This is a genomic window from Streptomyces sp. NP-1717 (genome assembly GCF_022695985.1).
GTDB lineage: Bacteria > Actinomycetota > Actinomycetes > Streptomycetales > Streptomycetaceae > Streptomyces.
This window is the reverse complement of record NZ_JAAPBF010000003.1, coordinates 19,326-32,340: the sequence shown is the minus strand read 5'-3', so window position 1 is coordinate 32,340 and position 13,015 is coordinate 19,326. Positions and strand designations below refer to the sequence as shown.

At 71.0% G+C, this 13,015-nt stretch carries 14 protein-coding genes; 11 read left to right on the top strand and 3 right to left on the bottom strand.

Going from position 1 to position 13,015, the window contains the following annotated elements; genetic code table 11:
- The 3 genes from GXP76_RS01040 (at position 1) to GXP76_RS01030 (ending at position 2,860) form a co-directional block, all read left to right on the top strand.
- A complete protein-coding gene (locus tag GXP76_RS01040; protein WP_147878719.1) occupies positions 1-1,242 on the top strand; it encodes a cell wall metabolism sensor histidine kinase WalK in 1,242 nt (413 codons plus the stop codon).
- A gap of 390 nt (positions 1,243-1,632) precedes the next feature.
- A complete protein-coding gene (locus tag GXP76_RS01035; RefSeq protein WP_023538148.1) occupies positions 1,633-1,929 on the top strand; it encodes a DUF4193 domain-containing protein in 297 nt (98 codons plus the stop codon).
- A 13-nt stretch (positions 1,930-1,942) separates the two neighbouring features.
- The gene (locus tag GXP76_RS01030; RefSeq protein ID WP_242569463.1) at positions 1,943-2,860 is read left to right on the top strand and encodes a hypothetical protein; all 918 of its coding nucleotides are present in this window, start codon (positions 1,943-1,945) and stop codon (positions 2,858-2,860) included.
- Here GXP76_RS01030 and GXP76_RS01025 read toward each other — a convergent pair whose 3' ends face one another.
- Positions 2,861-3,361 carry a DUF3093 domain-containing protein gene (locus tag GXP76_RS01025; RefSeq protein ID WP_242569462.1) on the bottom strand — a complete coding sequence of 167 codons (501 nt, stop codon included), beginning with the start codon at positions 3,359-3,361 and terminating at the stop codon, positions 2,861-2,863.
- 136 nt (positions 3,362-3,497) lie between these two features.
- Here GXP76_RS01025 and GXP76_RS01020 point away from each other — a divergent pair, with 136 nt between their 5' ends.
- The 8 genes from GXP76_RS01020 (at position 3,498) to GXP76_RS00985 (ending at position 11,218) form a co-directional block, all read left to right on the top strand.
- On the top strand, positions 3,498-4,040 hold the full coding sequence (locus GXP76_RS01020) for a PaaI family thioesterase (RefSeq protein ID WP_242569461.1): 543 nt from the start codon (positions 3,498-3,500) through the stop codon (positions 4,038-4,040).
- Entirely contained in the window at positions 4,037-4,561 is a 525-nt protein-coding gene (gene dut, locus GXP76_RS01015; protein WP_242569460.1) for a dUTP diphosphatase, read from the top strand. The genes GXP76_RS01020 and dut overlap by 4 nt, the downstream gene beginning before the upstream one ends.
- 1 nt (position 4,562) lies before the next feature.
- Positions 4,563-5,336, top strand: coding sequence for a DUF3710 domain-containing protein (locus GXP76_RS01010; RefSeq protein ID WP_242569459.1), 774 nt, complete (start codon positions 4,563-4,565; stop codon positions 5,334-5,336).
- A gap of 175 nt (positions 5,337-5,511) precedes the next feature.
- On the top strand, positions 5,512-6,252 hold the full coding sequence (locus tag GXP76_RS01005) for an ABC transporter ATP-binding protein (protein WP_242569458.1): 741 nt from the start codon (positions 5,512-5,514) through the stop codon (positions 6,250-6,252).
- Positions 6,253-6,734: 482 nt separating this feature from the next.
- A complete protein-coding gene (locus GXP76_RS01000; protein ID WP_242569457.1) occupies positions 6,735-9,278 on the top strand; it encodes a sensor histidine kinase KdpD in 2,544 nt (847 codons plus the stop codon).
- Positions 9,279-9,307: 29 nt separating this feature from the next.
- Entirely contained in the window at positions 9,308-10,030 is a 723-nt protein-coding gene (locus tag GXP76_RS00995; RefSeq protein ID WP_242569456.1) for a response regulator, read from the top strand.
- Positions 10,031-10,063: 33 nt separating this feature from the next.
- Complete coding sequence (locus GXP76_RS00990; protein WP_189109070.1) at positions 10,064-10,450, top strand: OB-fold nucleic acid binding domain-containing protein; 387 nt, start codon at positions 10,064-10,066, stop codon at positions 10,448-10,450.
- A gap of 3 nt (positions 10,451-10,453) precedes the next feature.
- Positions 10,454-11,218 carry a DUF3159 domain-containing protein gene (locus GXP76_RS00985; RefSeq protein ID WP_242569455.1) on the top strand — a complete coding sequence of 255 codons (765 nt, stop codon included), beginning with the start codon at positions 10,454-10,456 and terminating at the stop codon, positions 11,216-11,218.
- 180 nt (positions 11,219-11,398) lie between these two features.
- On the opposite strand, the gene GXP76_RS00980 is transcribed toward GXP76_RS00985, so the two are convergent.
- Both GXP76_RS00980 and GXP76_RS00975 read right to left on the bottom strand, forming a co-directional pair.
- Complete coding sequence (locus GXP76_RS00980) at positions 11,399-12,070, bottom strand: TrkA family potassium uptake protein (RefSeq protein ID WP_078074646.1); 672 nt, start codon at positions 12,068-12,070, stop codon at positions 11,399-11,401.
- On the bottom strand, positions 12,070-12,738 hold the full coding sequence (locus GXP76_RS00975) for a TrkA family potassium uptake protein (protein ID WP_242569454.1): 669 nt from the start codon (positions 12,736-12,738) through the stop codon (positions 12,070-12,072). The genes GXP76_RS00980 and GXP76_RS00975 overlap by 1 nt, the downstream gene beginning before the upstream one ends.
- Positions 12,739-13,015 lie beyond the last annotated feature (277 nt).

Here is a 13,015-nt window from a genome sequence, read left to right as displayed (position 1 = left end):
GTGGCGACCACCCCGGCGCCGCCCTCGGCGCCCCCGAAACCGACCTGGGACCCCCGGCGGCCCGACCAGGCGCTGCCGTGGGTCCGGCCGACGATCCGGATACGTCTGACGCTGCTGTACGGCGGGATGTTCCTCATCGCCGGCATCCTGCTGCTGTCGATCATCTATCTGCTGGCGGCACAGGCCATCAACGAGGGCAGCGAGCTGGCCCTGAAGGTGACCGGGGTCAACGTCCAGCTGACGAGCCCCACGTGTCCGGGTCTGAACGAGGCCGTCAACAACGACCAGCTGAACGCGTCACTCAAGGCGTGCATGTCCGCCCAGCGCCAGCAGGCGCTCGACGACCTGCTCACCCGCTCGCTGTTCGCCCTGACCGGGCTCTCCATCATCGCCTTCGCGTTCGGTTACGCGATGGCCGGACGGGTCCTCTCGCCGCTGGGCCGGATCACCCGCACCGCGCGCCGCGTCGTCGGCTCCGACCTGGCCCGCAGGATCGAACTGGACGGCCCGGACGACGAGCTGAAGGAGCTCGCCGACACCTTCGACGAGATGCTGGAGCGCCTGGAGCGGGCCTTCACCGCCCAGCAGCGCTTCGTCGCCAACGCCTCCCACGAGCTGCGCACACCCCTCGCGATCAACCGGACACTGCTGGAGGTCCAGCTCTCCGACCCGGCGGCGCCCGTCGAGCTCCAGCAGCTCGGCCGGACGCTCCTGGCCACCAACGAACGCAGTGAACAGCTGGTGGAGGGGCTGCTGCTGCTCGCCCGCAGCGACAACCAGCTCGTCGAGCGCAAGCCCGTCGACCTCGCCGAGGTCGCCACCCGCGCCGTCGACCAGACGCGCGGCGAGGCCGAGGCGAAGGGCGTCGAGATCCGCGGCGAGCGCGCGCCGGCGGTCGTGCAGGGCAACGGCGTCCTCCTGGAGCGGATCGCGCTCAACCTCGTACAGAACGCCGTGCGCTACAACGTGAAGGAGGAGGGCTGGGTCGAGGTCACGACCGCGGTGGAGCACGGTCAGGCGGTGCTGCTGGTTTCGAACACGGGTCCGGTGGTTCCCGCGTACGAGATCGACAACATCTTCGAGCCGTTCCGCCGCCTCCGTACGGAGCGGACCGGCAGCGACAAGGGCGTGGGTCTCGGCCTGTCGATCGCCCGCTCGGTCGCGCGGGCCCACGGGGGCCGTATCATCGCGGAGCCCCGCGAGGGAGGCGGGCTCGTGATGCGTGTCACTCTTCCTGTCTGAACTTTCGCTCCTGATCGGAGCGGAGTTCGCTTTGCGCGGAATTTTCGGGACCCGTTCCCGGTTGGGTCGTGTGTGATCGATCACAGAGGCGAATTCAAGCCTCGCACTCTCTGTGATCAAGCCCCTGACGGAAAGCCGGGAAAATCCGGGTTTCCAGGGGTCGGGATCACGGGAAGTACACGGGGTGGCGCCCGTGAAGTACGACATTCGGACCGTGTACGGTCCGGTTCGCACCCAAAGCCGATCACTCGGAAAGAGTCCGGTTGGGTGTCGATTGAGTAACAGACCTTGATGTGAGGCAAAATCTCCGCCTCAGGTCGGGCACAAGTCCGGCCTCTCACGCGTTACGTGCGCTGAGACACCGATGACACCCAGAGGGGGAGAAGCGACATGGCAACGGATTACGACACCCCACGCAAGACCGACGACGACGTCGATTCCGACAGCCTTGAGGAACTGAAGGCCCGCCGGAACGACAAGTCGACATCCGCGGTCGACGTGGACGAGTTCGAGCAGGCCGAGGGACTTGAGCTGCCCGGGGCCGACCTCTCCAACGAGGAGCTGTCGGTTCGTGTACTGCCCAGGCAGGCCGACGAGTTCACCTGCATGAGCTGCTTCCTCGTGCACCACCGCAGCCAGCTGTCCCGGGAGAAGAACGGTCAGCCGATCTGCCGCGACTGCGACTGAGGAGCGGTCGGCCGTGGCAGGTGACACACCGTCCAGGAAACGGCGTTTCCGGCGCAGTAGCGCGCCGGAGGCGTACCAGAGCGGCCCGGGCCCGGCAGAAGGCGCCACGCCCCCTGCCGAGCACTCCGCTCTCCTGCCCCACCCCGGCGTATCCGACGACGACGGGCGAGGCCTCCCGGCCTCGCTCGAAGCGGCCCAGGGCGGCCACCACGGGCCCACGACCGGGGCCAGGCGCCCGGGCAGGGTCAGGCGGGGCATCCAGAAGGGCGGCGCCAGCGCCAGGGCCGGACTCGCGCATCTCGCCGACCGGATCATCGACAACGCCCCGCGCGTTCCCGTCCGTGATCTGGCCACGCTGCGCGGGCAGTTCCCGGGCCTCGGGCCCGAAGAGCTCGCCGACAAACTCATCGCGGGCGCGGCGAACAGCAGCTCCACGGTGGGCGCCGGTATCGGCGCCGTCGCGATGATGCCCGTACCGCCCGCGATGCCGACCGAACTGGCCGCGGAGATCACGGCGGTCGCCGCGATCGAACTGAAACTCATAGCCGAGCTGCACGAGGTCTACGGCCTGCGTCCGCCCGGCAATCTCAAGGAGCGCAGCACCGCGTACCTGACCTCGTGGACCGAGGAGCGCGGCGTCGACATCACCAAACCGGCGACGATCAACTCGGCGCTCTCCGGCCGCATGAAGCGCGAACTGCGCCAGCAGATCATGAAGCGCACGGTGCGCAGCCTGCCCAACCTGGTGCCGTTCATGATCGGAGCGGCCGTCGGCGCGATGATGAACCGCCGTGACACCCGCAAGGTCGCCGAGCGCGTCCGCAAGGACCTGCGCACCCGACAGGTCCCCTGGGACGCCCTGCCCGCGCTTCCCCCGCTTGAGCAGCCGAAGGTGCTGCCTCCCGAACTCCCGAAGGAACTGGGCCGCTAGCTACAGGCCCTGGACCGGGCCGGACTTTTCCTTCTCCTCGCTCCCGCCGCGCCGCACCGCGTCCAGCGCCGCCGCGAGCGCCCTCGGGTTCCGGGTCGACACATAGACGTACGGTGTCGGGTCGGCCGGGTCCGTGATCCTCACCCGCAGGGCGGTCGGGATGTAGCTGCGCAGCAGCATGAAGGCGCGGGGATCGCCCTTGTGCATGCGCCAGGCGCGCGCCTCCTCGCCCGCCAGCACCTCGGCGTCGCCGAGCGCCGTCACCGGGATCCTGGCGTCGCCCGCGACCAGCGAGCCGGCCACCACCCGGATCCGCGCCGAGCCGTACGAGCTGACGGCCACCGCGGCCAGCAGCCCCGTCACGACCACCGCCCCCAGCATCGGCACCGTGCCCAGCGGCAGCAGGATGAGACCCCCCGAGAGTGCGACGAGAGCGGTGATCACCCACCAGGAACCGGGTGCGGTGAGACGTTCGTCGTAAGGCGCCGCTGAATGCTCCATGGCGCCAAGCTTGGCACGGTGCGACCGGCGGGTAGCCGCGCGGGTAAGGTCTGCGCCTGTGAGTACTGTGCCCTCCGGGGGTAAGCGACCCCGTTCCGCCGCCCGGTCCCCGGCTCTGACGCCGCCGGCCGGCGCCATGGCGCCGGTGAGGCACCCCGACGCCCCCGCCCCCGGCGAACCGCTCGGCTCGCACTACGCGCACTGCTTCGGCTGCGGCGACGAACAGCCCCACGGCCTGCACCTCCAGGCCAGGGCCGGCGAGGGCGTCTCGATCACGGCCGAGTTCACCGTACGGCCCGCCCACCAGGGCGCCCCCGGCCTCGCGCACGGCGGCGTGCTCGCCACCGCCCTCGACGAGTCGCTCGGCGCGCTCAGCTGGCTGCTGCGCGTGGTCGCCGTGACCGGGAAGCTGGAGACGGACTTCGTCCGCCCCGTACCCGTGGGCTCCGTGCTGTTCCTGGCCGCCGAGGCCACCGCCGTCAGCGGCCGCAAGATCTTCTGCTCGGCGACCGGCCGGCTCGGCGGCCCCGAGGGACCCGTCGCGCTGCGCGCCGACGCCCTCTTCGTCGAGGTCAAGGTCGACCACTTCATCGACAACGGCCGCCAGGAGGAGATCCAGGTGGCCATGGCCGATCCCGACCAGGTCAGGCGCGCCCGCGCCTTCGAGGTGAACCCATGAGTCCTGCCCCCCGCACCCCCGTCGACGTGCTGATCCGCCGGACCGACCCCGAGGTGCCGCTCCCCTCGTACGCGCACCCGGGCGACGCCGGCGTCGATGTGGTGACCACCGAGGCCGCCGATCTCGCTCCGGGCGAACGCGCCGTACTGCCCACCGGGGTTTCCCTCGCGCTGCCCGACGGGTACGCCGCCTTCGTGCACCCGCGATCCGGGCTGGCCGCCCGTTGTGGGGTGGCCCTGGTGAATGCCCCGGGGACGGTCGATGCCGGGTACCGTGGGGAGATCAAGGTGATCGTGGTCAATCTCGATCCGCGCGAGACGGTGCGGTTCGAGCGGTTCGACCGGATTGCCCAACTGGTCGTCCAGCAGGTCGAGAAGGTGCGCTTCCACGAGGTGGCGGAGCTTCCCGGCTCGGCAAGGGCCGAGGGGGGCTTCGGATCCACCGGAGGTCATGCCGCGGTGGGCGCTTCACAGGGCGGGAATCGATACGCATCGGTCGTATCCGACCGGGAAGGACAGTGACGTGTTCGGACGTCGCAAGAAGAGCGGTGCCGCCGAAGACACGGCGGGCGAGGCCGAGCAGGTCGTCGACGACATCGACGCCGATGACACGGAGGACGGGGCCGAGCAGCCCCGCCGGGTGAATCTTCCCCCGGCCCCCCGGCCCGACGGGCCGTGGGACATCTCCGAGGTCTCCAAGCCCGACGAGGGCCGGGTCGACCTGGGCGGCATCTACGTCCCCGGGGTCGACGGAATGGAGCTTCGTGTAGAGGTCGCGGGCGACGCGATCGTCGCGGCGACCGTCGTCGTACGCGACAGCGCCGTACAGCTCCAGGCCTTCGCCGCTCCCAAGAAGGAGGGCATCTGGAGCGAGGTGCGCGAGGAGATCGCCTCGGGCATCACGCAGCAGGGCGGCATCATCGACGAGGTCGAGGGCCCGCTCGGCTGGGAGCTCCGGGCCCAGGTGCCGGTACAGCTCCCGGACGGCACCGGTGGCGTACAGCTCGTGCGCTTCATCGGGGTCGACGGCCCGCGCTGGTTCCTGCGCGGAGTGATCTCCGGACAGGGCGCGGTGCAGCCCGAGGCCGCCGGACTGCTGGAGCAGATCTTCAAGGACACGGTCGTCGTGCGCGGCGAGGGCCCGATGGCCCCCCGCGACCCGATCGTCCTGAAGCTGCCGGACGACGCGCAGATGGTCGCCGAGGGCGTGCAGCAGGCCGAGGAGCAGGAAGGTTCACGCTTCGCCGGCGGCATGGGGCAGCTCCAGCGCGGCCCCGAGATCACCGAGGTCCGCTGACCCGAGAGTCCCGGGCCCCGACGGGGACGCCCGGACACGCTCGACACACGCGGGTGGGCCGCGTCCCCGGCACGGGGGCGCGGCCCACCCGCGTGTGTGAGCACCACCATTGCCCGGCCACACACGCCCCGCACATACTGACGCCCGGGATCCGGCACCGCACGGGGGATGACTCATGACCAGGACCAGCAGCACCGGCACGGCCGTCGTGGACGAGACGGCGGGCCCCATGGTGCGGGTGAGCGGCCTGCACCGCTCGTACGGCACCGGCGCCGCCGCCGTCCACGCGCTGCGCGGAGTGTCGTTCACCGTGCCGCGCGGCGAGCTGATCGCGCTCAAGGGCCGCTCCGGATCGGGCAAGACGACCCTGCTCAACCTCGTCGGCGGACTCGACACCCCGGACGACGGGCAGATCACCGTCGACGGCACGGACCTCGCCACGCTCGGCGAGAGCGGACTGCTCGAAATGCGCCGCGACCGCATCGGCTTCATCTTCCAGTCCTTCGGACTGATCCCCATCCTCACCGCCGCCGAGAACGTCGGCGTGCCCCTGCGGCTGCGCCGGGCCGACCCGCGTGAGCGCGAGGAGCGCGTGGCCCTGCTGCTCGCCCTCGTCGGCCTCGGCGACCACGCGGCGCAGCGGCCCGGCGAACTCTCCGGCGGACAGCAGCAGCGCGTCGCCATCGCCCGCGCCCTCGCGAACCGGCCCGCCCTGCTGATCGCCGACGAACCCACCGGGCAGCTCGACGCGGAGACCGGTCTCGCCGTAATGGAACTGCTGCGCGCGGTCGTGCGCAGCGAGGGTGTCACCGTGCTGGTGGCCACCCACGACGCGCAGCTCCTCGGCCTCGCCGACCGGGTGCTCGAACTCGCCGACGGCCACCTGCTGGAGCACGAGCCGACGCCCGGCCCTTAGGGGGTGTCTTGCCGATCTTGCCGGGCTCGCGGGGTCTGGCACGCACGTTCGCCGCGTTGACAGCGCAGGAGGGAGGCACGGCTCCCGCCATGCCTCCCTCCTCCGCCTTGCGATCGCACGCACCAGACCCCGCTCCCTGATCCGGCCTGATCGACAAGACACCCCCTGGGGGGTGTCCTCGAAGTCCCGCCTGGCCCGCGACGCCCGGCACGGCACCTCGCCGCGTTGTCGGACCCGGCCGAGTACGCCCGGTACGAGTCCGGCCCTCCGCCTTGCGATGCACCGCACCAGCCGCCGCGGGCCCCGCCCTGCGGGCGGACGCCGCTACTTCGAGGACAGGCCCTGACACCGGGCACCATCAGAATCATGTCAAGACGGACCCCCCACCCCGCCGGATGTCCGTTTCGGGGTCATCCTGGGCGGTAGCTTCGGGCGCGAGGCCGTGACGGGACGCGGCGGCCCGGCGGGAAGACAATGGGGCCATGGGACGCGGCAAGCTGAGGATCTATCTGGGCGCGGCACCGGGCGTCGGCAAGACGTACGCGATGCTCTCCGAGGCGCACCGGCGCGTCGAGCGCGGCACCGACTGCGTCGTGGCGTTCGTCGAGCACCACAACCGGCCACGCACCGAGGTCATGCTCCAGGGCCTCGAACAGATCCACCGCACGGAGCTGCCGCACCGGGGCACCGTCTTCACCGAGATGGACGTCGACGCGGTCATCGAGCGCCGCCCCACCGTCGCCCTGGTGGACGAGCTGGCCCACACCAACGTCCCCGGCTCCCGCAACTCCAAGCGCTGGCAGGACGTCGAGGAACTGCTCCAGGCCGGCATCGACGTCGTCTCGACCGTCAACATCCAGCACCTGGAGTCACTCGGCGATGTCGTCGAGTCGATAACGGGCGTACGGCAGCGCGAGACCGTCCCCGACGAGATGGTCAGACGGGCCGACCAGATCGAGCTTGTCGACATGTCGCCCCAGGCGCTGCGGCGCCGTATGGCGCACGGCAACATCTACCAGCCCGACAAGGTCAACGCCGCCCTCTCGCACTACTTCCGCCCCGGCAACCTCACCGCCCTGCGCGAGCTCGCCCTCCTGTGGACCGCCGACCGCGTCGACGAGTACCTCCAGCAGTACCGCGGCGAGCACAACATCCGCACCACCTGGCAGGCCCGCGAGCGCATCGCCGTGGGCCTCACCGGCGGACCCGAGGGCCGTACCCTCATCCGCCGCGCCGCCCGCATGGCCGCCAAGGGCTCCGGCAGCGAGATCCTCGCCGTGTACATCGCCCGCAGCGACGGCCTCACCTCCGCGTCGCCCAAGGAACTGACCGTCCAGCGCACCCTGGTCGAGGACCTCGGCGGCACCTTCCACCACGTCATCGGGGACGACGTGCCCTCGGCACTGCTGGAATTCGCCCGCGGCGTCAACGCCACCCAGATCGTCCTCGGCTCCAGCCGCCGCAAGGCCTGGCAGTACATGTTCGGGCCCGGCGTCGGCGCCACCGTCGCCCGCGAGTCCGGACCCGACCTGGACGTCCACATCGTCACCCACGAGGAGGTCGCCAAGGGCCGCGGCCTGCCCGTCGCGCACGGCGCCCGCCTCGGCCGCTCCCGGATCGTCTCCGGCTGGCTGGCCGGCGTCGTCGCCCCCGTCCTGCTGACGCTGCTCCTCACCGCGCTGCACGACACCCTCGGCCTGGCCAACGACGTCCTGCTCTTCCTCTTCCTGACCGTCCTCGCCGCACTGCTCGGCGGACTGCGGCCGGCCCTGGCATCGGCCGCAGTCGGCTCGATCCTGCTGAACTTCTACTTCACGCCACCGACCCACAACCTCACCATCCAGGACCCCCGGAACCTCGTCGCCATCGTGATCTTCTTCGCGGTCGCCGTCGCCGTGGCGTCCGTGGTCGACCTCGCGGCCCGCCGTACCCACCAGGCCGCCAGACTCCGCGCCGAGTCCGAGATCCTCTCCTTCCTGGCCGGCAGCGTGCTGCGCGGCGAGACCACCCTGGACGCGCTGCTGGAGCGCGTGCGCGAGACGTTCTCCATGGAGTCCGTGGCGCTGCTGGAACGCGCCGGCGGCGTCGACCCGTGGACCCGCGCGGGCAGCGTCGGCCCCCGGCCCGTCGACCGCCCCGAGGAGGCGGACGTCGACATGCCCGTCGGCGACCACATGGCGCTCGCGCTCTCCGGCCGGGTACTGCCCGCCGAGGACCGCCGGGTGCTCTCCGCCTTCGCCGCCCAGGCCGCCGTCGTACTGGACCGCCAGCGCCTGGTCGGCGAGGCCGAGGGCGCCCGCAGGCTCGCGGAGGGCAACCGGATACGTACGGCCCTGCTCGCCGCCGTCAGCCACGACCTGCGCACCCCGCTCGCCGCCATCAAGGCCGCCGTCACCTCGCTCCGCTCCGACGACGTCGAATGGTCCGAGGAGGACCACGCCGAACTCCTCGAAGGCATCGAGAACGGCGCCGACCGCCTCGACCACCTCGTCGGCAACCTCCTCGACATGTCGCGGCTCCAGACCGGCACCGTCACCCCGCTGATCCGCGAGATCGACCTCGACGAGGTCGTTCCCATGGCGCTCGGCGGAGTCCCCGAGGACAGCGTGGACCTGGACGTCCCGGAGTCGCTGCCGATGGTCGCCGTCGACCCCGGCCTGCTGGAGCGCGCCGTGGCCAACATCGTCGAGAACGCCGTCAAGTACAGCCCCGAGGGCACCCGCGTCACCGTCTCGGCCAGCTCGCTCGGCGCCCGCGTCCAGGTACGCGTCGTGGACCGCGGCCCCGGCGTCCCCGACGACGCCAAGGAACGCATCTTCGAGCCCTTCCAGCGCCACGGGGACGCCCCCCGCGGCGCGGGCGTGGGCCTCGGCCTCGCCGTCGCCCGCGGCTTCGTGGACGCCATGGACGGCACCCTCACCGCCGAGGACACCCCCGGCGGCGGACTCACCATGGTCATCGACCTCACGGCCGTACCGGGCCTCGCGCCGGCCGGCCCCGAACTACCCGCCCAGGTCGTCTCGTGACCGGCGGCACAGCAGAAAGGCAGGCCACCATGGCGCCTCCCGCCGGGGGAGACCCCCGAGGGCCCGTGAGGGTGCTCGTGGTCGACGACGAGCCGCAGATCGTGCGCGCGCTCGTGATCAACCTGAAGGCCCGCAAGTACGAGGTCGACGCCGCAGCCGACGGCGCGAGCGCCCTGGAACTCGCCGCCGCCCGCCACCCGGACGTCGTCGTGCTCGACCTCGGCCTGCCCGACATGGACGGCGTGGAGGTCATCAAGGGCCTGCGCGGCTGGACCCGCGTACCGATCCTGGTGCTCTCCGCGCGCCAGACCTCCGACGAGAAGGTCGAGGCGCTGGACGCGGGCGCCGACGACTACGTCACCAAACCCTTCGGCATGGACGAACTCCTCGCCCGGCTGCGCGCCGCCGTCCGCCGCGCCGAGCCCGTCGGCTCCGGCGACGACGCCGCGGCGGCCATGGTCGAGACCGAGGGCTTCACCGTCGACCTGGTGGCCAAGAAGGTGCACCGGGAGGGCCGCGACGTACGGCTCACCCCGACCGAGTGGCACCTCCTGGAGGTGCTCGTACGCAACACCGGCCGCCTCGTCAGCCAGAAACAGCTCCTCCAGGAGGTCTGGGGGCCCTCCTACGGCACGGAGACCAACTATCTGCGGGTCTACATGGCCCAGCTCCGCCGCAAGCTGGAGGCCGACCCCTCGCACCCCAGACACTTCGTGACCGAGCCCGGCATGGGCTACCGGTTCGACCGATGATCCGGCGCCCGCGGACCCCGGTACGCTTCTGTCATGAGTGCTGAGAAGCCGACCGGCCGCTTCCGCCGGATGCTCGACCGGCTGTCCAGCTCCCAGGAGGACCTGGAATCCGAGGAGCTGCGTGAGGACGCGCAGGCTTCGGGCTGCACACGCATCAGCGACTGCGGCGACCGCCAGATAGTCAAGGTGACTGGTACGTTGCGGACGGTCACTTTGCGTCCGCGGGCCGGTGTGCCCGCGCTGGAGGCGGAGCTGTTCGACGGCACCGCGCCGCTGGACGTGGTGTGGCTGGGACGGCGCTCCATCGCGGGCATAGAGCCGGGCCGCAAGCTCATCGCATCCGGCCGGATCTCCATGAGCCACGGCCGCAGGGTGCTGTTCAACCCCAAATACGAACTCCGACCGCTCGGACAGGAGTAGCCGGTGACGTCAACCGACAAGCCCGCCGCGACGACAGACCCCAGTACCCCCGCCCCCGGGGGCGACCCGCAGACCGACGCCGACGCCAAGGCCGTCACCGAGGCCGCGCTCTTCGAGGCCTTCGGCGGCGTGCGCGGGATGGTGGAGACGGTCGTCCCCGGACTGCTCTTCGTCACGATCTTCACGATCAACAAGGACCTGCACGTCTCGGCGATCGCCGCCCTCGCGGTGTCGCTGCTGCTGGTGGCCGTCCGGCTGATCCGCCGCGACACCGTGAAGCACGCCTTCAGCGGCGTCTTCGGGGTCGCCTTCGGCGTGGTCTTCGCGATGATGACCGGCAACGCGAAGGACTTCTACCTGCCGGGCATGCTCTACACGCTGGGGCTGGCCGTCGCGTACATCGGGACCAGCGTCGCGGGGGTGCCCCTGATCGGGCTGATCCTGGGCCCGGTCTTCAAGGAGAACCTGTCCTGGCGCACGCGGAACCCGGGGCGCAAGGCGGCGTACACGAAGGCGAGTTACGCGTGGGGGTTCATCCTCCTCGCGAAGTGCGCGATCCTCTTCCCGCTGTACTGGTGGGCGGACACGACGCAGCTGGGCTGGGTCCTGGTGTCGCTGAAGATCCCGCCGTTCCTGCTGGCGGTGTATCTGACCTGGGTGTTCCTGGCGAAGGCCCCGGCGCCGATCGACGTCTTCGCCGAGATGGAGGCGGAGGAGGAGGCGGAGCGGTCGGCGCAGGCGGCGCGGTCGGCGCGCGAGCAGGGCTAGTTGGTTGCGGGTTCGTTGCCGGGGGCTGGGTGCTGTTCACACCCGCCGGACGGGCGGATTTGAAGCCCGTCCGGCGATTGAGGACAACCCGACCACCGGGCGGACGCGGTCGAACGAAACCCCGCACCGATCAAGCCCGGCCCGCAGGGACAGGCACACACGCAACCGCACAGCGCAGCGCTACGCGTCTTCCCGTCGCACCGACAGCAGGTCCTCCAGCTGCTCCTCCCGCGCCTGCGCCGCCACGAAGAGCAGTTCGTCCCCCGCCTCCAGCGTCTCCTCCGCGTTCGGCGTCAGCACGCGCGACCCTCGGATGATCGTCACCAGCGACGTGTCCTCCGGCCAGTTCACGTCCCCGACCTGCGTCCCCGTCACCGCCGACTCCGGCGGCAGCGTCAGCTCCACGAGGTTCGCGTCGCCGTGGCTGAAGCGCAGCAGCCGTACGAGATCGCCGACGCTCACCGCCTCTTCCACCAGCGCCGACATCAGCCGCGGCGTCGACACCGCGACGTCCACGCCCCACGACTCGTTGAACAGCCACTCGTTCTTGGGGTTGTTGACGCGGGCCACCACCCTCGGGACGCCGTACTCCGTCTTGGCCAGCAGCGAGACGACCAGGTTGACCTTGTCGTCGCCGGTCGCGGCGATCACGACGTTGCAGCGTTGCAGCGCCGCCTCGTCCAGCGAGGTGATCTCGCACGCGTCGGCCAGCAGCCACTCCGCCATCGGGACCCGTTCGACCGAGATGGCGGTGGGCGCCTTGTCGATCAGCAGGATCTCGTGGCCGTTCTCCAGCAGTTCGCCCGCGATGGAACGACCCACCGCACCTGCTCCGGCAATCGCGACGCGCATCAGTGACCGCCCTCCTCAGGGCCCTCGGCGAAGGCCGCCTCGACCTTCTGGATGTCGTCCGTACGCATCATCACGTGGACGAGGTCGCCCTCCTGGAGCACGGTCTGCGACGTGGGCAGTATGGCCTCGCCGAGCCGGGTGAGGAACGCGACGCGGACGCCCGTCTCCTCCTGGAGGGTGCTGATCTTGTGGCCGATCCAGCCGGCCGACGTGTGGACCTCGGCGAGCTGCACGCCGCCGCTCGGGTCGCGCCACAGCGGCTCCGCGCCGGACGGCAGCAGCCGCCTGAGCATCTGGTCGGCGGTCCACCGGACGGTCGCCACGGTCGGGATGCCGAGCCGCTGGTAGACCTCCGCACGCCGGGGGTCGTAGATGCGCGCGGCCACGTTCTCGATGCCGAACATCTCGCGGGCCACCCGGGCGGCGATGATGTTCGAGTTGTCGCCGCTACTGACCGCGGCGAACGCGCCCGCGTCCTCGATGCCCGCGTCGCGCAACGTGTCCTGGTCGAAGCCGACGCCGTTGACACGCCGGCCGCCGAAGCCGGAGCCGAGCCTGCGGAACGCCGTGGGGTCGCGGTCGATGACCGCGACCGTGTGCCCCTGCCGCTCCAGGCTGGTCGCGAGCGCGGCTCCCACTCGGCCGCAGCCCATGATGACGATGTGCACGTCCTCTTTACCCCGCAGTCCTGTTCGCCGAGCTGACCTGCGTAAACACCTGGTTCACTCTTCCTTCTCCGTGCGCCGGGCCACGGACGGGACAACCGTACGGGGCGCCGCCCGGTGATGAGCTTATGCGTCCGCGTCCGCCGTGCCGTCACCCGTGTCGGGGATGCGCCGGGGGACCCTGAGACGACCCCGACTTCCCCTCAGCCGACCCTGATATGTGTCAGGTTTCTTTGACAGGTCCCGGGGCTGCTGTCAGTCTTCTCTGACAGGTGCTGAG

Excerpts from the sequence above, each read along its gene's own strand:
- GXP76_RS00995 (WP_242569456.1), top strand. The coding sequence starts at position 9,308 with ATGGCGCCTCCCGCCGGGGGAGACCCCCGAGGGCCCGTGAGGGTGCTC.
- GXP76_RS01035 (WP_023538148.1), top strand. The coding sequence starts at position 1,633 with ATGGCAACGGATTACGACACCCCACGCAAGACCGACGACGACGTCGAT.
- GXP76_RS01025 (WP_242569462.1), bottom strand. The coding sequence starts at position 3,361 with ATGGAGCATTCAGCGGCGCCTTACGACGAACGTCTCACCGCACCCGGT.
- GXP76_RS01005 (WP_242569458.1), top strand. The coding sequence starts at position 5,512 with ATGACCAGGACCAGCAGCACCGGCACGGCCGTCGTGGACGAGACGGCG.
- GXP76_RS00980 (WP_078074646.1), bottom strand. The coding sequence starts at position 12,070 with ATGCGCGTCGCGATTGCCGGAGCAGGTGCGGTGGGTCGTTCCATCGCG.
- dut (WP_242569460.1), top strand. The coding sequence starts at position 4,037 with ATGAGTCCTGCCCCCCGCACCCCCGTCGACGTGCTGATCCGCCGGACC.
- GXP76_RS01000 (WP_242569457.1), top strand. The coding sequence starts at position 6,735 with ATGGGACGCGGCAAGCTGAGGATCTATCTGGGCGCGGCACCGGGCGTC.
- GXP76_RS01020 (WP_242569461.1), top strand. The coding sequence starts at position 3,498 with ATGGCGCCGGTGAGGCACCCCGACGCCCCCGCCCCCGGCGAACCGCTC.
- GXP76_RS00990 (WP_189109070.1), top strand. The coding sequence starts at position 10,064 with ATGAGTGCTGAGAAGCCGACCGGCCGCTTCCGCCGGATGCTCGACCGG.